Raw genomic sequence first — 19,768 nt, forward strand, 5'->3', positions numbered from 1 at the left:
TTCCCTCCATTTTCCAACTTTATTTAACAGAACCTGTCATTCCGGCAACAAATTGCTTCTGCATCATGAAGAACACCAGCGCCGTCGGCAGCGTCGTAATGACAATCGCGGACATGATCAAACCATAGTCGGGAGCATAGCCTGATCCCAGATTCGATATCAGCAGCGGCACGGTCATATTCTCCGGCGATTGCAGCACGATCAGCGGCCACAAATAGTTGTTCCAGCTGTTCAGGAAGGTAATAATCGCTGCGGCGGCATAGGTCGATTTCATCGTCGGCATATAGATGCGGAAGAATAAGCCGATCTCCGAAAGCCCATCGATGCGACCGGCTTCCATCATATCCTTCGGAAACATTTTTGTGCTTTGACGGAAGAAGAAGATGAGGAACGCCGTCGTGAATGTCGGCAGGATGACAGCCCCTGCCGTATCAATGCCTAGAAAGGGCACAACCCCCGATACTTTGGCAAACATTTGAAATAAAGGCACCATGATCGCCGCGAACGGAATCATCATCGAGGCCAGCAGGATATTAAATACAATATCTTTGCCGCGGCTGCGGTACATCTCAAATCCATACCCCGCCGCTGATGCTACCAGCAGGGAAAGCACGGTAGTCACCACCGAGATTTTCGCGGAATTCCAGAGAGCCTGCCACATGTCCACGGAGCTGAACAGATTGTTGATATTCTTGACCAGGTGCGAACCCGGCAGCAGCGTCCCTTTCGTTACGTCCACGGACGGATTGGTGGCGCTGACAACCATCCAGATAAACGGGAAGATGGAGACCAGAGCAGCGATAATTAAAAACAGGTAAGTAAACACGCGTTTGGTTCTCATGATCTCTTATCACCTCCAACTTTGTTCTGGATCATCGTCAATATGACCACCATGAGTACAATCGAATAGGAAACGGTAGCCGCGTATCCGAAGTCAGGCGTGTATTCGAAGGAAAGGTTGTAAATATATTGCGATATCGACATGGTTGCGTTTCCGGGACCGCCCTTGGTGATGTTAACCACCTCGTCAAACAACTGGAGCGTTCCAATGGTCGATGTGATCGTCGTAAACAAAATGATCGGCTTCAACAGCGGAATCGTAATTTTGAAAAACTGCGTGAAGGCATTCGCACCATCGATGCGGGCAGCTTCATATACGGATTTATCAATATTTTGCAGTGAGGATAAATAGAAAATCATATTATAGCCCGTAAAACGCCAGGTGATCGCGATGATAATCGTCACTTTGGCCCAGAAAGGGTCGGTAATCCATTGAATCGGCTCCTGGATGAGATGAAGATTCACCAGAAATTTATTGACGATGCCGTCGGCTCCGAACATGTACTTGAAAACGACGGAGTACGCGACAAGCGAGGTTACCGTAGGCAGGAAAATCGCCGTTCTGAAAAAACCTTTGAACTTCAATCGATCGTCATTGAGCAGCACAGCGATAAAGAGCGCCAGCACCAGCATGACCGGGACCTGAACGAGTAAGTAAATAAATGTGTTCTTGACGGCCGTAAGGAAGGTGGTATCGCTGAACAGGCGAATATAGTTGTCTATACCGACAAACTGAAGATTGCTGCCTCTGCCTGATTTGAAGGATAGGATTAACGCTTGAACCATCGGATAAAAATAAAAAATACTAATCATGACAACCGGTACAAGGACAAAGAACCAACCTGTCAAACGCATCCGCCTTTGACTGTTAAGGCCCTTGTGAATTTGCGGGCTTAGCCTGGCTTGTTCTGTATTCACACCACTCCACACCCTTCTGTTGATCACATTTCTTACGGATAGAGAACATAAAGCCCTCGCTCCCCTTCCTTCAGCAGATGTCCACTTTACAGGAGAAGAAGGAGCAAGGGCATATATAATATGGTACTGCCTGAGTGTGTTTAACGAATTTGCGTATCGGCTTGCGTCTGCGCATCTTTCAGAACGGTATCCACATCTTTACCGCCGAGATACGCCTGCATGGCAACGACCATAATATCCTCGATGGCGTACGTGTTCATGCCGTAGTTCACGTTAGGAATTTGTTCAGTCCAAGTCGCAAAGTCCGATACGACTTTTTGCCCTTGGAAATACTCATCCGCTGCCGCGTAAGCTTCTCCGCTTGCGGCGGCTTTCAGGGTGCCGATCACCCCGACTTGTGTATTCAATGTCTGATACAGCTCAGCGTCGGAAGCAAACGTCTTCGCGAGGAACTCCGCTGCTGCTTCTTTGCCGTCTACATTCATCACATACCAGGAGCTGCCGCCCAGGTTGGAAGCATGGACAGAGCCTTCTGTTGCCGCAAGCTTAGGCAGCGGGGCTACCGCCCATTTACCGGATTGGGAAGCTTCGGCTTTGATCGAAGGAGTGATCCAGTTGCCGGTCGGCACGGTAGCCACTTCACCGCTGTTGAACGCTCCAACGAATTGGCTCCAGTCCGAGTTCACCTTCACGATGCCGGAATCCATCATTTCTTTGTACAATTCAAAGGCTTCCTTCAATGGAGCATTGCCTGCAATCGTCGGCGTTTGGCCATCTTCCGCCGTGTACCATGCCCCCGCGGATTGGATCATCATGCGGATAAGTCCCAGATCGTTAGGATCGAGCGTAATCATGCTTTTGCCGGTTTTCTCTTTAACGGCCTTGCCCATCTCGATGTACTGCTTCCAGTCGATGTCCTGCAGGTCATCCAGACTGTAGCCTGCCTGCTCGAGATAATCCGTTCGCACGTACATTCCCGTCACGCCGGAGTCAAACGGAACGCCGTACTGCTTACCGTCAACGCTGGTCGGGCCGATCTTGTAATCCGCGAAGTCATCCACTTTCACGATGTCCGTCAATTCGTAGAAGGAGTCCGGATACGCTTGCAAGAAGCTCTGCGCACGATAATCCTCAATGAGCACGATGTTAGGCAAGCCTTTGGTGGAACCGGAATTCAACCCGGTGTTCAGCTTTTGAACGATATCGGCCTGCGCATTCTCTACAACATTAATCGTGACGTCCGGATTCACTTGGGCATAAGCTTCTTTAGCAACATTCATGGCGGCAATATTAAATGCCGGGTCCCAAGCCCAAACCGTAATCTCTTTTGGAGCAGCACTGCCTTCACCGCTAGAGCTGCCGTTGCTGCTAGAACCGCCTTCCGTACCACCCGAGGAACATGCCGACAAAAGAACAACACTGGCCAGCAGTAAACTCATAAATTTTTTCAATGCGTAAACCCCCTTTTTAGTCTGAAAACAATAAAAGATGGAAGCGTTTTCTCTACTACGCCTCCATCTTATCATTTTGTATTCGTTTTCATTGGCACTATCTTTGTCAGCTTTGGTGCTATTATTGGATCCTGTTTTCGCTTTCATACCGGCTCTGGTACTATTTTTAGGTTCTTGTAATATCTTTAGCTTTGGGTCAATGGAAGCGTAATGATGATTTTTGTTCCTTCACTGCGTTTGCTTATAATGCTGACCCCGTATTTCTCGCCGTACATCAATTTAATTCGGTCATCCACATTGCGTATCCCGATGCCGGAGAACAGTTGGCGTTTACTCATCGGCGCAGGCAGCGGGTCTTCTTCCGACGGGTTGTGTTCCAGATTCATTCCGTCCCCGTCATCTGCAACTTCACATACAAGCTGATCCTCCTGGACGGCAATCATGATTAGAATCCTTCCCTCTCCCTTGATGTTGAACCCATGGAAGAATGCGTTCTCAATAAAAGGCTGAAGAATGAGCTTCGGCATATGATAATCCAGGCTATCCGGCTCCACAAAGTAATGAACGCGGATTTTCTCTCCGTAACGCACATGATTGATGTATACATAATGCTTCAGCGTCTCCAGCTCCTGCCGGACAGGTATGGTGGAATGAATATCGCTGACCGTATTTTGCAGGAGCGATATGAGCGCGTTAATCGTACCCGCAGCTTTTTCCTTATTGCCCTGCTGCACCAGAAATTTGATCGAAGCCAGCGTATTGTACAAAAAATGCGGATTGATCTGCATTTGAAGCGCCGCCAGCTCCGCATTTCGCTGCTGCTTCTGGGTTTCCATCAATCGATCCACATAATCATGCAGCGCATCGAGCATATAATTATACGCCGTTCCCAGTTCCTTGACTTCATAACTGCTGTTTGCAACATCGACATGATGATCGAATCCGCTCGTCGGAATGCTCGACATTTGTCCAACGAGGACACGGAGTGACTGCGTCATCCGCCGGGTGATCAGAAAAACAATGATAAGTGATATCGCAACGATGGCCATGATGGTCAAGGTGACGGCTTTGGCATTCACCATCTGTCCGGTCACGGCTTTCTTGTCGATCATATTGACCAAATAAAATTCAAATTCCGGCAGGTATTCCGAGAACACAATTCGTTCGTTCCCCATCACATAGGCAGATTGATTGTCCTCTCCCTCGCCCTGATCCGTTACGACCTCTTGAAGCAGTCCCTCATCCGACATCCCGATCAATTCGGTCCTGTTGCTGGATACAATGACCCCTTCCTCGTTCAACAGCACGACGTCATTGCCTTCGCTTGTAAAATTCGCATAGAAGGGTTTAAAATTCCGGTCGCGAATGATCACGTACAGAGTGCCGTAAATTTTGCCGGTCGACTGATCAAAGAGAGCTTTGGAAGCAACGAGCATGGGCTCCTGTGCGTCTGCGCTATGATCCTCGCCGCGATAGAGCTGATATAAGATTTGCGCAGGATGAGCCATGGTTGATTTTGTAATCGGGTGATCCTTCAATTCCTCGGCTGAGACAGACCAATACCAAGGATCGGTAGAATAACTTCTGCCATTCGCTCCAACGATCATGATGCCAACGTCATAGGCGCTAAAGTTGGACTGAATCGACTTCATGCCCTCTGTCATCTGGTACGTTTTCATCGCAAGCGCCACAGCCTCCGTCTCTCCGCCTGATAAATAGCTGCGGATTGCCGCATTCTGGGCGATCATGGTGGCACCGGTTGCTATAGCGTTATTATAGGACTCCAGGTTTGACTTCATCTGGTTTAACAGCTTGCCGTTCGTGATGCTGAAGGTCTGCAGAAATAATTTTTCCGACATGCTGATGGTAATGGACAGCGTCAGGAGTGATACGGTAACGATGCTGATGAGGGTCACAAGAAACAGCTTAAGGAATAGGCCCTGTTTTCTAAGCTTGTTTATAGCATTTGCGATCATGATTCCCGTATCTCCCGCATGTCTTGTCTCCGAAACTGGCTCGGGGAGATGCCGGTCTGCTTCTTGAACACCTTGGTGAAATAACTCTGATCCGAATATCCCACGCTTGCGCTGATATCGGAAATCGTGTGTTCCGTTGTCATGAGCAGCTCCATGGCTTTTTCCAACCGAATTTTATTGAGGTACTCACTGAAACCTTCTCCGTTATACGCAGCGAAATAACTCGACAGATAAGAAGCGTTGAAGTGAAATTGCCTGGCCACCCCCGTGAGCGTGATGGGATCTGCGTAATGGTCCTGTATATATTCGAGCAGCCGGGTCATATTGGGATTCACCGATGTATTCGTCTCGCCTATCGCGCGTTCAGCTTCCTGAATAAAAGTTTCAACAACGGCGATGGCTTCTCCGGCATACCTGGCTTCGTCTATTTTTCGGAAATAATCGTATTTGGCATTCTCCAGGCTCCCAGTCTCCACCTTCATTTTTCCAAACGTGGTTGTTACGTTAAATATGAAATTCCCCAGAAATGATTTAAATTCGAAAATATCCGTACGATAATCCATCGAACGCAGGTGAACGTATTCCAAAAAACCGGTGAAGGCCTTCTGGTACTGCCTACGTTTCAACTGCTCCATGAATTCACCCATGTCATATTCGAGATACGCATCCGGAAGGGCCGGCAAATGTTCATGTTCAATCAAAGTCCGATCCTCCAGGAAAAAGCCATATCGCATGAGTTTTAAATAATTGTCATGATAAATCTCACCAAGACTCTTAAATTCTGTGAAGCTTCGGCTGATCACGAAATGCGTCTCTTTCGAAAAATGTGCCATTTGGGAGATGAGATGCCGGAGTTCAATAACAAGCTCGTCCCAGCGTTCAGGACTTACATTGAGCAGAAAAAGCGCCGTATCGTTGATAAACTTCAACCGCATATACACGATCTCGGACAAAGCAAGCTTCTGGAGTCCTCGTTCCAGTTCGTTTCCGAAACTCCATTTGTCACCGGAATCTTTCATATGTTTCATATCCGCCCCAAAGAACAAATACTGTCCATAAGGGAATTTCGAATCCAACACCACAGGCTCCAGCGCAGTCTCATATCCGGTCATAAGTTTCTCAATGGCTTGCAAGACCTGCCCTTCCTCTCGATCCGCGCTTGGATCATCCTCCGGCTTCATGGCGACCATTTTGGCCGTCGTCTTATTGAGGATGGATAACAGATAATTGGCTTCCAACTTCGGCTTCAGGATATAGTCCGCTACACCACTCTGAAAAGTAGACCGGACGTAATCGTACTCACTGAAACTGCTGAGCACGATGATTTCAATGTGAGGATACCTTTCCTTAACGAGCTTGACCAGTTTCTCCCCGCCCATGACAGGCATTACGATATCGGTAAGAATGACGTGAGGATTCACCTCATCCATCAAACTCAGTGCTTCAGAACCGTTAGAAGCCTCACCGACGATTTGGTACCCCTCCTGTTCCCAATTGAGCAGATGCTTAATTCCCTGCCTGACAAGCATTTCGTCATCCACGATCATGATCTTGAATATGGGTTTCATACCTGTCCCCCTTGCAGCTTTGTTACCTTTCGCATTCATACTCGTATGAATACCATTAAAAAAAAGCCCTGAGATTACCAGGGCATATCCCTTTCATACCCGCCGTGATTTCTAATGTAACCGTTTACGATTTGCTGAATATGGCAAAATCCTCATCCGTTAATGGAAGAGAACCTGCGCGGAAAGAATGAAGACATACTGTTATCATACACTGCAAGATACAATTAAGAAATAGATGGTTCAAAGTTCCACCATCGCCTTAATCACCTTGGCGGAAGGACGGAGCCAGCCCTGAAATTCTTGGATTAAATCGTCAAAACGGCATCGATGGGTTATGTACGGATTTACATCAATGCCGCCTTCCGAGATCCGCTTCATCACATCATGGAAATCATCCCTGGTCGCGTTACGGCTGCCCATCAGCGTCAATTCCCGTTTATGGAATTCGGGATCCTGAAATGTAATGTCTCCTTGGATCAAACCGACATACACCAGGGTCCCCCCGTGTGCGACCCTATGAAAAGCATTGTTCATGGATTGTTGGTTTCCCGTTGCGTCCAAAACGATGGAGGGAAATTCACCATTCGTTAAAGCCGAAAGAACGGACGGTTCTTCTCCCGCCTGGATGGTATGATCTACCTTTGCCCAGGCTTTGCAGAAGGCTAACCGATCAGCGTTCATATCCATGGCCATAACGGTAGCCCCCAACGCTTTGGCAAAAACCATGATCCCGAGTCCGATCGGACCGGCTCCGATGACTAAAACCGTATCCTTGCGGGTCACGTTCGCCCGTTTAACGCCATGAGCCCCGATAGCAAGCGGTTCTATCAAGGCAGCCTGATCCAAGGTGAGCCCTTCCGTCCGCATCAAATGGCGAATCGGAACGGAGATGCGCTCGCGCATGCCGCCATCGATATGCACACCCATCACCTTCAACGATCTACAACAGTTTGTCTTGCCTCTAAGGCAAGGCAAACATTCCCCACAGTGAATGTAAGGAATGACGCAGACGGTGTCTCCAGGCTTCAATCCCTCTTCGTTAGCTCCGACTTTTTCAATGATACCGGATAGCTCGTGGCCGAGAATACGCGGGTACGTAAAAAAAGGCTGATTACCACGATAGGCATGCAGATCCGTGCCGCAAATCCCGATCCGCTTGATGCGGACGATGGCTTCTCCTTCGAGCAATGGAGGCTCGGGCAAATCCTCGCGGTATTGAAATTCCCCGATCCCTTGACATACGATTCCCTTCATCCCAGCAGCCTCCTCTTCATAATCCGATGCCTTCATTGTATTCCGGACGTCCACTTGTCCAGGTCCGCCCTTGTACGGGCTCCAATATCTTCAATACTTCGGCTAAGAGGGTTTGATCCAGCGGCTCCTCCGTCCAAGCAGCATTACGTTTTATATTGTCGGGATTGGCCGTACTGACCAGCGTCGTCGGGATCTGTTCATTCGAGGTTGAGAATTGCACGGCTAGCTTCGCAATATCCGTTCCAGCTTTAGCACAATACTCAGCCGCACGTCTGCAGGCTTCCTTGATTTCCGTTGAAGCCGGATGCCAGGACGGCGCTCCTCTGGGACCGAGAAGGCCCATAGATAAGGGAGATGCATTGATGAGCCCAATTCCCTCTTCGTCAAGCAGCGGCAGCAAACCGGTAAGCGTCTGATCGTTCAAAGAATAATGGCAGTAAGAAATGATGGCATCCACTTCGACTTGGGGCAGCAGTTTTTCAAACAGCTGCAGAGGCAAACCGCAAATCCCTCCAAACCGGATTTTCCCTTTTTCTTTTAAGAGCTGGAGTGCAGGAAGGGCCTCCTCCATCACAACGGATGCTGGAGCGAACTCAATATCATGCAAAAAGAGAATGTCCACGTAATCGGTTTGGAGTCGCTTCAAGCTCTCATCCATGCTGTCGATAATCCGCCTGGACGTGAAATCAAAATCATTCTCGCCATAACGGCCTGCTTTCGTTGATAGGATGAACTTATCCCTCGGTACCTGCTGAATAGCTTTGCCAAGCACGGTTTCCGCCTTCGTCAATCCGTAATAAGGGGATACATCGATCAAATTGATGCCCGCCTCCATGGCTGCGTGCACGGTACGGATTCCCTCGTTGTCGTCGGTTTCCCGAAAGACGGAGCCTAGCGAAGAAGCTCCGAAGCCTAATACGGAAACATCCAGACCGGTTCGGCCTAACTTACGGTATTTCATGATGAACACCATCCTTTTCCAACTTATAGAACGCCTTGGCATTCAGACCGAACAATCGCGCATGTTCCCGTTCCCCCCATGGCTTCGGCAGCGCTTCTGCCAGTACGTCAACCACTTGGTCATATTCAGCCGATAGCAGGCACACAGGCCAATCGCTGCCGAACATGACCCGATCAGGACCGAACATCGCCGTCACTTTATGTACATACGCATTAAAATCTTCCTGGCTCCACCGGCGATGCTCCGCCTCGGTCACCATACCGGAGAGCTTGCAGTAGATGCGCGGAAAACGGGCGATTTGTTTCATGAAGCTCTCCCAGGGTTCGATCTGTCCGCTTCGGATCGGCGGCTTGCCCAGATGATCGATGACTCCGCGGATGCCGGGGACCTGTTGGATTAACTTCAGCAGCGGCTCAAGCTGATGACTCCGAACAAGAAGATCGATCGGAACATCATCCTTGACATATTCGTTCAATGCTTGGACGAATGAAGGCTCCAGGATCACATTGGCATCCGGCATATCCTGAATCATGATGCGAAAGCCGATAAATTTCGGGTGTTGCCGAAATCGCTCATAATGCCGGCGGTGCTCCGGATCGAACAGATCGATCCATCCTACCACTCCGACAATGGAAGAATCGCGATCCGCCAACGATAACAGATAGTCCGTCTCTTCCACAGTCGGTGCCGCCTGAACCGTTATACTGCCGTCCAATTGGTGCGAATCCAAATGCGGCTTAAGATCGGAGGGCAGGAAGTTTCGATAAAGCTCCGGAACCTCCGGCGTGATCCATTCATAATCCCCTCGCTCAATCAGCCAATAATGCTGGTGGGCATCCAATCTCATAAACATCCCTGCCTTTCAGGTGTCATGTTCGCTATCTTTATTGTACGTTCAAAATCTGTGTACAAAAATAGCTCAGGATTGCATTTTTATAACTTATTTTGATATGGTTGTTCTTATTAGAGGATAAGGAGTGGTGGTCATGACTCCCCTGCGTAAACCATTTCAAGGGGATCCCCTGTTTCCGATGGAATTGGTTCATCGGACTAAGAAAAGCCCCCAATTGGAGCTGCCCCATCATTTGCATGATCTTTACGAATTGGTTTATGTGTACCAGGGAAAAGGTACTTTCCTTATTGAAAACAAGCTGATGGAGAAGAAAGAAGGCGACCTTTTCATCATACCTGGAAACACGATTCACAGCTCTTTCCCTGACCCGGACCAGCCGATTGTTTCGAGTGCTTTATTCTTTGCGCCTTCGCTTGTCCTCGGTGCGAATGGAAGCGATTTGCAATACTCTATCCTCAGCTGCTTTGAATATGCTCAAAAAACAGGGTCCTATCGTTATGAATTGCCCAAGTCGAACCAAACCTATATCGAGGACATCCTGAAAGGGATCTCGGAAGAGATCCGACTTGCCCAGCTGGGATTCCGTGAGGCGCTTGTACTTCAGCTGCGCTCCTTACTGCTGCATATCAATCGCTATATCAGTACCCTGTCCGCAGAACAAACGGCCCACTCCCAGATTGGCCCCGCCTGGCTGATGGATTCCATCCAATGGATTCACGAACATCTGGACCAGCCTATTGGACTAGCTGCTCTGTCGGCCAATGCAGCGGTAGACCCCGCCCATTTTTCCCGCATGTTCAAGAAGTACACCGGTTTGCATCTGACGGGTTACATCCAGGCAAAACGGATCGCCCGGGCCAAAGAGCTCCTGCGAAATCATGAGGAGTCTGTCGGGCATATCGCTGAAATCTGCGGATACGCCACGCTAACGCACTTTCATCGCAATTTCAAAAAATTGACGGGCTTGACCCCCGGAGCGTACAGGAAGCAGGCTGTCTCGCATCGTTAAAGCACGCCAACAAGCACTTGCGATCATGCAAGTGCTTATTGCTTTACCTGGAACGAACGGATTCAAGAATTTCGTCCGTTGACAATAGCTTCCTCTAGAATTACATTAAATATAGTTAAGGACTTAACTATATGGGAGGCATGATCACTTTGGACGACCTGCAGCAATACGTGCTGGATTTGCCGCTGCCCACCCTTGCTTTTTTCACCCTGGTGGAGACAACGGCAAAGCTGGTCGACGTATCCGAAAGCTATTGGAAATCGCAAGGGCTGAACGGAGCCAGAATACGGATTTTGGTTGAGCTTATGAAAGAGGGAGGAACGATGCTTCCTTCCAAGTTGGCCCAAAAAATCGGTGTAACCAAGCCCAATATCAGTCTGCTGCTTACCCCCTTGGAACATGAAGGCTTGATTCGCCGGGAACCCCATCCCCGGGACGGTCGAAAGTCGGTCATCACCATTACAAGCGAAGGTCAGCGTCTATTGATCCACAACCTGCCCGCGAACAGGCAGCGGATATCCGAAAAAATGAACGTGCTCACTGAACCTGAATTAAATCAGCTCCTGGGCCTTCTCCAAAAATTAAAGGAAGCGTAACGATATTTTTACGCCGATTTAGTTAAGCACTTAATCCGATAAGGAAAGGATGACATTCGATGTCTATCGTCATTACAGGAGCCAGTGGACGGCTCGGCCGTTTCATTATCAAAGAGCTTCTTCACCATGTTCAGCCCGATCAAATTGTTGCTTGCGTTCGCCAGATGGAGTCTGCGGCATCATTGGAGGAGCAGGGAATTGCGGTCCGATTCTGCAACTACGATGAACCCGCCTCCCTGAAGGAGGCATTCGCCGGCGCTTCGCGCCTGTTGTTCATTTCCAGCCCCCACCCCGATGACACCGTTCGTTTGCGGCAGCATGCCCATGTGATTGAAGCCGCAAAAAAAGCGAACGTCGGCCATATTTTATACACCGGCTTCGCCTTTCCTGAACATAGCGACATTTCAATGACCCATTTGCACTTGGCTACCGAGCATGCCATTCGCACAACCGGAATTCCTTATACTTTTCTTCGCAGTGGTTTGTATATGGACTTTATTGAAGCGCTGGATTTACATGCGGCCATATCGACAGGCAATCTTCGCGTACATCCCGGATCGTGGCAGTTCAACGCGGTTACACGTTCCGATCTGGCGGTCGCCATAGCGGGGGTACTATCCGTTGAGGGCCATTCGAATAAGACTTATGAGCTTGTTGCGCCAGCCGTTTGGAGTTTCGACAATGTGGTCTCCACTCTTTCAGAGCTAACGGGCAAACCGATATCCCTATGTCCCACCAACGAGGTGCAGCATTGGATATTTAGCTTTTTAAGAAAAATCGATACGGCTTCCACTTCTGGCGATCTGGAGCATTTATTGGGCCGCCCGGTAACACCCCTGATAGAAAGCCTCCGATCTTATATCGGGGCAAGTCAGATCTAACTAACGTTTACATGTTCAATTCATGGAGCCCGATTTGTGCAAAATGTACTCTAGTACATGGGACAAAAAAAGCACAGGCTCTATGGTCTGTGCAAAATATGGTTCACTTCGCGATTCCCCTGTTCATCGTACCTTTGAAAAAATCGCATCCTTTGATTCGGTACGATCTGTGTTCACTTACCGTCATCATCGTATTTTTTTGCGGATCGCTGCCCCATGAATCTGACTAATCCATTGGCGTCATGATTGGCAAGGTGACAATGAACGTCGTTCCTTGACCAAGTTCGCTTTCCACTCGGATATCGCCTTGATGAAGCGACACGATCTGTTTCACAATGGCAAGCCCCATGCCGCTGCCCTCATATTTACGACTGTGAGAACGATCAGTTTTAAAGAAACGCTCGAATATACGCTTCTGATCCTCAAGAGAAATACCTATGCCCGTGTCGGATATTCGGACTGTCACGTTTTTAGTATCTTGTTTGATGCTGACGTTGATCACGCCGCCATCCTCAGAAAATTTGATGCTGTTGCCAATGATGTTCGTCCATACCTGGTTTAATTGATCATGATCAGCCGTTACTTTAACGGTCTGTAAATCAAGCTCAAAATGAATGCTGCGGGCGGTCCATTGCGGCTGGAGCGCCACAATGACCCGCCTGATCTGTTCATCCAGGCTGAGCGTGATGAGCCCCAGCTGCTGTGACTGGGATTCAAGCAAACTCAGCTTAAGCAGGCTATCGCTCATTTTGGACATCCGTTTCGCTTCAGCGATGATAATATCCAGATAACGACTTCGCTCGTGTTCTGAGAGGTCTACTTGCTTCAGTGCTTGAGCATAACCGGATATCGAGGTGAGCGGTGATTGTACCTCGTGCGACACGTTCGTTACGAATTCCCTGCGCAGCTGCTCCAGCTGCTGCAGATCGTGCATCATGTCTTCAAAGCTGCGAGCCAGCGTACCCAGTTCACTTGTTTGCTTAATATTCAGCTTGACGCTGAAATCTCCAGCTGCAATACGCCTGGTCGCTTGGGTCAGCTTTTTGATTGGCCTTACCAAGTATATGGAGGCAACGAGAATCAATAAGCTTCCTGTAATCAATGAACTGGTTGCAAAGATCAATCCCCACTTGACAACAAAAGAGGTAGATGGGGGGGCGAGCATTTCCAAAAACATCGCTTTCGTTCCCATTTCCGTTTTCAACGGCAACCCTAAAAGAACCGTAGCAATACCATTCGGCGTGTCTTGCACAACGCCTCCTTCTATTACTTTCTTTAGTTTTTCCATCGTTACTGCAGCAGGTTGATGTCCGTTAAGTTTACCGTAAGACTGGAACTGACCCGTTGCTTCGTAAATGCGAATATAATAGGAATCGAGCTGCTTCATTTCACTGACGAACAGGTCCGCTTCGCGTAACGGAAGAGTTTTGTAAATCCGGACGACGTCTTGACCGAAGTTGCGTAAGTTGATTTGCGCGTTCTCGTTCAACTCTTCTTTGAACATCCAAGTAGACATAAAAAATGATAGGATCGTGCCCCCAATAACGGACACTAGAAATGTCAGGACTACTCGAATATATAAGGATCTGATCATTCGTAGACCTCAAGCCTGTACCCTAGCCCGCGCACCGTTTCGATCCGAAAATCAGGTGTCGTCGCAAACCTTTCGCGAAGACGTTTAATATGTACATCAACCGTTCGATCATCTCCTGCGTAATCGATTCCCCAAATCTGATCGATCAGCTGCTCGCGCGTATAGACTTGTCCGGGTGTTCCAGCCAGCTTATACAGCAATTCGAACTCTTTGAGCGGCAGCGTGAGCGACTCCGTCCCTCTAATCACCTTATAGGTCTGCCTGTCAAGAATGACGTTACCGAACTGGATCGTCTGCGTGGAGCCCATCCGGTATCGTTTCAGCAATGCCTTAACGCGAACCGTCAACTCCAACGGATCGAACGGTTTCGTTAAATAATCGTCCGTCCCAAGTTCGAAACCCTTTACTTTCTCCCATGTTTCGCCTCTTGCCGTTAGCATAAGCAGCGGCAAATCCGGATTGGCTTTTCGAAGCTCCTTGCATAACGTCCAACCATCCATCATCGGCATCATAATATCAAGCACGACAAGATCAACGGGTGTTGAGCCATAGACGCTAAGCGCTTCCTTGCCGTCAGCGGCTTCGACTGTTGTGAATCCGTCGTTGCGAAGAAATAAACAGACGAGTTCGCGAATGTTCGCATCGTCGTCAGCAACCAGTATAGTAGGCATTGCTTCCCTCTTTCCTTAATTTCAATCCTATAATGTAATAACTATTGTACTATTATATATACAAGGGTATGGAGTTTGGTTTCAAATTGAACCTCGAACCGGCCTCACCAGCGAATACCTAGCTGCCGTTCTCAGGCAATGTAACTTCATTCTCTCCGCGTGGTGCTTAAGTAAGTTTAATCAAGGAAGATGAACTGCTCGTGACGTCAATATGAACGGAATATGAACGAACCAAAATGGTGAATGACCAAAAAGTCGACCTATTTAGGTCGACTTTTAGTCTTAAAGTAACTTTAAGTATGTTGTAAGTTTAGCGAATTGTGAATCATTTTTAATATTCGACATGCGTTACTGGGAGGCAGCAGCTTTCTTGACGCCGCTGATCTGCCCACCATGCTGAACGACTAGCACGTCTTGTCCGATGAGCGTCGGCAATGGTGTGCCTTTGTATTGAGCGGAAGCCAGCGTACGTCCGCTATTCGTATCGATCGTTAACAGCTTGCCGTTTTCCAGTCTTACATAGGCGATGTCTTTATCTCCGAGGGACCATTCGGCCACTCCCGCTTCAAATGCATAGGTTTTATCCGGCTCGGCTTTGGAACGACTATCCGTCGGGAATCGGGAGACTACAGCTTTCTTTTGAGTTTCATCATACTTTTCAATGACATAGAAATATTCCCCATCGGATACGACATCGGATGCACTTTGATCTTCCACGAAATCCACGGGTATGTAGGACCGGGTAGCCATTATTTTTCCGCTGTTCAGATTCATTTCATCGATATTGGCCGCAAATCCGGCATCGATGCCTTCGGTTACGTCACGCGTATAGAGCGATTTGTCATTCGAAAAGAGAATGTCTTGATGGTCTCCGTCGGTCTGTGTCCATTTTACTTTGCCGTTCTGGGCATCGATCCCCTGTAACCCGCTAGTGGTCAAAGCGCCATGGATGATGCTGGAGACAACAAGGATTTTTCCCGTCTGGAGTACTTTATACCCCTGGTCGCTGCCCTTCAATTTCCACTTCACCTTACCGCTTGACGCGTAGTAAGCCGTCAACCCATACGCATCCCCGACATAGATCACACCGCCGGCTGCATGCAAGCTGTGGTTCACGTAGCTTTCCTTCTTTTCTGGCTGGGATTGTGTTTTAACTTTCCATTGCAGCTTACCGGTTCCAGCATTGAGCTTAATCAGTCGGCCTGTCGCATCCGTAAACCATACCGATTTGCCATCCGTTACGGTCTGTGAGACGGCTGCGGCGGGATACGTCCAGCGGGTTTTGCCTGCCAAAGCGTCAAAAGCAATATATTTCTTACCAACGGTATAGAATAAGTTATTCTTAATTAATGTAGCTTGGGTGTCGATCCGGCTGGGATCTCCCAACGTCTTCGTCCAAATCGGTTTTAGGTTATGGGAAGACTTGTCCACAGCGGACGCAGCAGCTGCGACATGCTCGGGCCCGGACAGAATGGAAGAGATTGGCGATGCAAGGAGCGCCACGGCCATACTGGTTACAACAAGACGAGAGACCGTTTTATTTCGAATAGTATACATGGATGTATTCCTCCTATGACTAAATATACAGATCTGACGTTGAGATAAGAATTGAGTATCGAATCTATTCGTTAGTATGATTGTAGTATGACTAATAAGTTTTTTCAAGAACTAATTGGTTTTTAAGCGGACATAAGAAATGACGCATTCGTGGGATACTCGAACCCATTAAATGCATCACCGTGGTTTAATCGAATATGAACAATTCCTCAATAGCTGTTCCCACCGCCCGTGAAATATCGATCGCCAGCTTTAGGGAGGGATTATATTTGCCCGCCTCGAGACGAATGATGGTTTCCCTGCGAACCCCAACCTTGCCCGCCAACTCATCTTGGGTCATTCCCGCTAACTGCCTGTACTTTTTTAAATTGCATTTGAATGGTTCCATGGGCATCCACCTAACAATATTTATCCAGATAATAAAAAGTTATGGAATACGTCAGAAACGTAGCTGCCCAACCCGCTGCGCTCACAATGATCATGAATTCTCTTGTTCCGTAGGAGAACATGCTGCCGATTCCGATCATAAACAGACATGCGGCCGGCACCCACATGGTGATGGACCTCGCTTTCTGGGCATTCATGTAGTACCGTTCATCCGGCATCTCTTCTGCCAGCTTCCCATGGAAATAGAAACTGAAAAAGCTAAAAAAACTAAAGTAGAACAAAAACGAAGGATCATGGGTCTTAAAATACTGCAGTCCGTTAAACCCCAACAAACCAAGCAGCCATCCGTGCTTACCAATTCGTACGTAACGCTTTCGCTGTCCCTTATACATTCCTGATTCCTCTCCTGCGGTTAAAAATCAGAGCCATCTCGATCCCCACCAACAGAGCGACCATATAAACGGCGCTCTCTATGCTTATAGCCGTGACCGCCAATAGGCTCATCATGAGCGGAACGGCATATTTACGGGGATGGTGCCATAAGTCGCTCTCTACCCGCCAATGGCGTACGGGATATTTCCATTCGAGCCAAACGGTCGAAATGGCGCATTGGGCGGCAAATAATACGCTAAGTACATAATACATGATTTCTACCGATCCATGAAACATATGCCAGCATGCTAAGTAGATCGTGTATATGAATAAGTTTACTGCCAGTATAAACAATCCGTATGCAACTCCGATACGTTGAAATTGGCCGGGCAGCATTTGGATTTTCCGGTGAAGCCCGCGATTGCTGGACAACAGGATGCCGATCGGCGTGTTGAAAGATAGGACCGCGAATCCGAGCGGCAGGAACGAGGCAAGTTGCATCTGCTCCAGCATAAACGCCATGAAGCCTGCAAATAAACATAATGCGATCGTATTGTATAGATAGCTTTTATGGGAGAATAGGTAGCGCCCTAAATACCGGAGGAACGAAGCGTTTCGAATCGGCGCTGCATGGAGCTCCGTCATCTTCAAATCCTTGTAATATCGGTACGGATCCGTTCGATACAGGATGAGCCATTGAAGGGTCGTGCTGATCAGCATTCCCAACAAACGCTGGGACGGGTCATGGAGCAGGCAAAGCGCCGCTTGCAGCAGCATCCAGAAACAGGCCGGCATCCTTTTTCCCCTGTTCAGCAGAGCGAATACCACGAAGGCGGTCAACCCCGCATTCAGGAAGCTAAGCAGAAATGCCAGCGCATGCATACCCGTAAATTGAGATACCGACATGTAAAAAACGAGGATGTACGAAGTCTTGGTGACCAAAGTATATAATGCTACCGCAAAAAAATAAGCTGCGTTGAACATGCTTGGCCTAAATGGAAGCATGAACGCCCCCTTCAGCTTCCTCCGGTTATCGTCCGACGATAAGGTTCTCACCACCATGCCGAACGTAAATACGGAGATGGCCGTCATGAATACATTCAAGGCTACATGGTAATCGATATCGAGGCTGCTCATCGCCGCATATAAAACAAGCAGGGCTGCGGCATGCTTCCACAAACGGTCGTAGCTTGACCCCAGGAACTTTTTGGCGAATCCATGAAATGCCGAGATCACTTGTTCAGTACCCCTCTAATAAACTCGGGATCCATGTCGCCCTGCAAAAAGGTATGACGGATCGATCCGGCTTCCAAAATGATGATGCTGTCCGACGTAAGGCATAAACTCTCCAGAACGTGGGAAGAAAACAAGATCGCCCCATGTCTCCTGTACTCGTTCATTATTCGATACAGAAATTCCGTGCTTTCGAAATCCAGTCCGTTGACCGGCTCATCCAGCAGCAGCAGCTCGGGACGCAGCGCAAATCCTGTGATCAGATAGGCCTTTCTCCTGCTGCCCATCGATAATTGGCCCAAGAATGAGTTCCTGTAATTCTGAAATTTGAATCCTGCAACGAGCTCGTCCAAGATTTCGTTACGAACCTCTTGTCCGTAGGATTGAAACACATGCCTTACATATTCCTCGAATGTAAAATACTCGAACGACTCGTCCTCCGAGAACACGGTATACCGGCTTCGTTTAAATGCAGGGCTTGTCAGCGAAGTTTCCTCGTTCTTCCACAACAGCCGCTCCAGCGAATAATGCCGGTGAATGCCGCTCAGGACATGGAGCAGCGTGCTTTTACCCGCCCCGTTCAATCCCACCAAACCTATGATCTGATGGGGGCCAATCTCCAAATTAAGATTCGAGATGACGGCGTCTGTTTCCGCACGGTACCAAGCAGCTAATCCCTTCATGCTTAATAAATGCCGCCGCTCCTCCCCCTCATTGCTTGCCGACTTTCCAACCTTTCCAGCCTGCATAAACAAATAGAACGCCTCCTGCCAAAAATAATAAAGCCAGCGGGTACGACTGTTGAGTAAGTCTCTGAATGCCAATACCGATCCAGAGCAGTCCCATCGCGAATCGAAGAATGATTTTCATCGCAAACGCCCTTTCCAAAAGTGATGTATTTGTAACTTTACGTGATAAATATATCACCTTATAATTTGAGGGTCAAATGGGATCGTGAATTGACATGCAGCAGGAAAGCTTTTACAATACGTGGCGTATATCCGTAACAAAAGTTAAATAAACTGGAGTGAATAATACGATGCAGATTCGATTGATGACCGATAAGGATATGGACAGCGTCATTGACATTTGGCTGGCCGCCTCGAAGGAGGCCCACCATTTCATCACCCCCGAATACTGGGAATCCAAGCAAAAGGACATGCGCGACGTGTATTTGCCAATGGCCGATACCTATGTGCTGGAGGAAGCGGGCGCCACGGTAGGCTTTATATCGACCGTTCAGCATGCCTTGGCCGCTTTGTTTGTTCACCCTGGCGATCAGGGCAAGGGATATGGCCGGGCTCTTCTTCAATTCGTGAAGGAACGCAGCCCTAAACTCGAGCTCAAGGTATATAAAGAGAACGGGAACGCATTTCGTTTTTATTCCCGGAACGGCTTTGCCGTCGTTGAAGAAACCATCGACGAGGATACCGGTCAGACGGAATTCGTCATGGCCTGGGAAGAACGATAAATGGCAACATGCGCCTACATATTCAAACAGGCAGAAGGTGACCGGAATGGTTCGGTCACCTTCTGCCTGTATTTTTTTACTGAACCTTTTGGTGTCTCAGAGCGAATATAAAGGTGAGGTCACATTAAAGGAGGAGCAAGCTTGCAAGGTTCAGACTTAATGCTTGTAAATAGATT

General features: G+C 48.4%; 20 protein-coding genes. 4 read left to right on the forward strand and 16 right to left on the reverse strand.

The features are described 5' to 3' along the window. Positions 1-19: 19 nt before the first annotated feature. The 8 genes from OHJ21_RS16905 to OHJ21_RS16940 form a co-directional block, all read right to left on the reverse strand. Positions 20-841 carry a carbohydrate ABC transporter permease gene (locus OHJ21_RS16905; protein WP_100538734.1) on the reverse strand — a complete coding sequence of 274 codons (822 nt, stop codon included), beginning with the start codon at positions 839-841 and terminating at the stop codon, positions 20-22. Further along, the gene (locus OHJ21_RS16910; RefSeq protein ID WP_100538735.1) at positions 838-1,695 is read right to left on the reverse strand and encodes a carbohydrate ABC transporter permease; all 858 of its coding nucleotides are present in this window, start codon (positions 1,693-1,695) and stop codon (positions 838-840) included. Before OHJ21_RS16910 ends, OHJ21_RS16905 begins: the two co-directional genes overlap by 4 nt. Before the next feature lie 203 nt (positions 1,696-1,898). After that, complete coding sequence (locus OHJ21_RS16915; RefSeq protein WP_486020625.1) at positions 1,899-3,209, reverse strand: ABC transporter substrate-binding protein; 1,311 nt, start codon at positions 3,207-3,209, stop codon at positions 1,899-1,901. A gap of 185 nt (positions 3,210-3,394) precedes the next feature. Next, positions 3,395-5,185, reverse strand: a complete 1,791-nt coding sequence (locus OHJ21_RS16920) for a cache domain-containing sensor histidine kinase (RefSeq protein ID WP_486020626.1) — start codon at positions 5,183-5,185, stop codon at positions 3,395-3,397. Continuing rightward, positions 5,182-6,753 (reverse strand): response regulator, encoded by a 1,572-nt coding sequence (locus OHJ21_RS16925; RefSeq protein ID WP_486020627.1) that lies wholly within the window; start codon positions 6,751-6,753, stop codon positions 5,182-5,184. Before OHJ21_RS16925 ends, OHJ21_RS16920 begins: the two co-directional genes overlap by 4 nt. A 240-nt stretch (positions 6,754-6,993) precedes the next feature. Then, complete coding sequence (locus tag OHJ21_RS16930) at positions 6,994-8,007, reverse strand: zinc-binding alcohol dehydrogenase family protein (RefSeq protein ID WP_486020629.1); 1,014 nt, start codon at positions 8,005-8,007, stop codon at positions 6,994-6,996. A 16-nt stretch (positions 8,008-8,023) separates the two neighbouring features. Continuing rightward, entirely contained in the window at positions 8,024-8,968 is a 945-nt protein-coding gene (locus OHJ21_RS16935; RefSeq protein ID WP_486020630.1) for an aldo/keto reductase, read from the reverse strand. Beyond that, positions 8,955-9,815: an amidohydrolase family protein gene (locus tag OHJ21_RS16940; protein WP_486020631.1), complete on the reverse strand. Its 861-nt coding sequence runs from the start codon at positions 9,813-9,815 to the stop codon at positions 8,955-8,957. Before OHJ21_RS16940 ends, OHJ21_RS16935 begins: the two co-directional genes overlap by 14 nt. Positions 9,816-9,954: 139 nt before the next feature. On the opposite strand from OHJ21_RS16940, the gene OHJ21_RS16945 reads away from it, so the two are divergent. From OHJ21_RS16945 to OHJ21_RS16955, 3 genes are all read left to right on the forward strand, one after another. Further along, a complete protein-coding gene (locus OHJ21_RS16945; RefSeq protein WP_486020632.1) occupies positions 9,955-10,830 on the forward strand; it encodes a helix-turn-helix domain-containing protein in 876 nt (291 codons plus the stop codon). A 140-nt stretch (positions 10,831-10,970) separates the two neighbouring features. Then, on the forward strand, positions 10,971-11,426 hold the full coding sequence (locus OHJ21_RS16950; protein WP_326114534.1) for a MarR family winged helix-turn-helix transcriptional regulator: 456 nt from the start codon (positions 10,971-10,973) through the stop codon (positions 11,424-11,426). Between the two features lie 59 nt (positions 11,427-11,485). Further along, complete coding sequence (locus tag OHJ21_RS16955) at positions 11,486-12,307, forward strand: NmrA family NAD(P)-binding protein (protein ID WP_394054299.1); 822 nt, start codon at positions 11,486-11,488, stop codon at positions 12,305-12,307. Positions 12,308-12,533: 226 nt separating this feature from the next. Here the strand turns inward: OHJ21_RS16955 and OHJ21_RS16960 are convergent, their stop codons facing one another. The 8 genes from OHJ21_RS16960 to OHJ21_RS16995 form a co-directional block, all read right to left on the reverse strand. Next, positions 12,534-13,901: a sensor histidine kinase gene (locus OHJ21_RS16960; RefSeq protein ID WP_100538745.1), complete on the reverse strand. Its 1,368-nt coding sequence runs from the start codon at positions 13,899-13,901 to the stop codon at positions 12,534-12,536. Continuing rightward, positions 13,898-14,572 (reverse strand): response regulator transcription factor, encoded by a 675-nt coding sequence (locus OHJ21_RS16965; RefSeq protein ID WP_326119283.1) that lies wholly within the window; start codon positions 14,570-14,572, stop codon positions 13,898-13,900. The genes OHJ21_RS16960 and OHJ21_RS16965 overlap by 4 nt, the downstream gene beginning before the upstream one ends. 348 nt (positions 14,573-14,920) lie before the next feature. Beyond that, the gene (locus OHJ21_RS16970) at positions 14,921-16,129 is read right to left on the reverse strand and encodes an outer membrane protein assembly factor BamB family protein (RefSeq protein ID WP_486020633.1); all 1,209 of its coding nucleotides are present in this window, start codon (positions 16,127-16,129) and stop codon (positions 14,921-14,923) included. Between the two features lie 187 nt (positions 16,130-16,316). Continuing rightward, positions 16,317-16,517, reverse strand: coding sequence for a helix-turn-helix transcriptional regulator (locus OHJ21_RS16975; RefSeq protein WP_326119285.1), 201 nt, complete (start codon positions 16,515-16,517; stop codon positions 16,317-16,319). A 10-nt stretch (positions 16,518-16,527) separates the two neighbouring features. Continuing rightward, a complete protein-coding gene (locus OHJ21_RS16980; protein WP_486020634.1) occupies positions 16,528-16,908 on the reverse strand; it encodes a DUF2178 domain-containing protein in 381 nt (126 codons plus the stop codon). Further along, a complete protein-coding gene (locus OHJ21_RS16985; protein WP_486020635.1) occupies positions 16,901-18,124 on the reverse strand; it encodes a hypothetical protein in 1,224 nt (407 codons plus the stop codon). The genes OHJ21_RS16980 and OHJ21_RS16985 overlap by 8 nt, the downstream gene beginning before the upstream one ends. After that, a complete protein-coding gene (locus OHJ21_RS16990) occupies positions 18,121-18,870 on the reverse strand; it encodes an ATP-binding cassette domain-containing protein (protein WP_486020636.1) in 750 nt (249 codons plus the stop codon). Before OHJ21_RS16990 ends, OHJ21_RS16985 begins: the two co-directional genes overlap by 4 nt. After that, the gene (locus tag OHJ21_RS16995; protein WP_165789681.1) at positions 18,833-18,991 is read right to left on the reverse strand and encodes a hypothetical protein; all 159 of its coding nucleotides are present in this window, start codon (positions 18,989-18,991) and stop codon (positions 18,833-18,835) included. Before OHJ21_RS16995 ends, OHJ21_RS16990 begins: the two co-directional genes overlap by 38 nt. A 169-nt stretch (positions 18,992-19,160) precedes the next feature. Between OHJ21_RS16995 and OHJ21_RS17000 the strand changes: the two genes are divergently transcribed. Continuing rightward, on the forward strand, positions 19,161-19,592 hold the full coding sequence (locus tag OHJ21_RS17000) for an N-acetyltransferase (RefSeq protein ID WP_100538752.1): 432 nt from the start codon (positions 19,161-19,163) through the stop codon (positions 19,590-19,592). Positions 19,593-19,768: the final 176 nt, after the last annotated feature.

Origin of the sequence: Virgibacillus sp. LDC1 (genome assembly GCF_025792345.1) — a bacterium.
GTDB classification, from domain to species: domain Bacteria; phylum Bacillota; class Bacilli; order Paenibacillales; family Paenibacillaceae; genus Paenibacillus_AQ; species Paenibacillus_AQ lautus.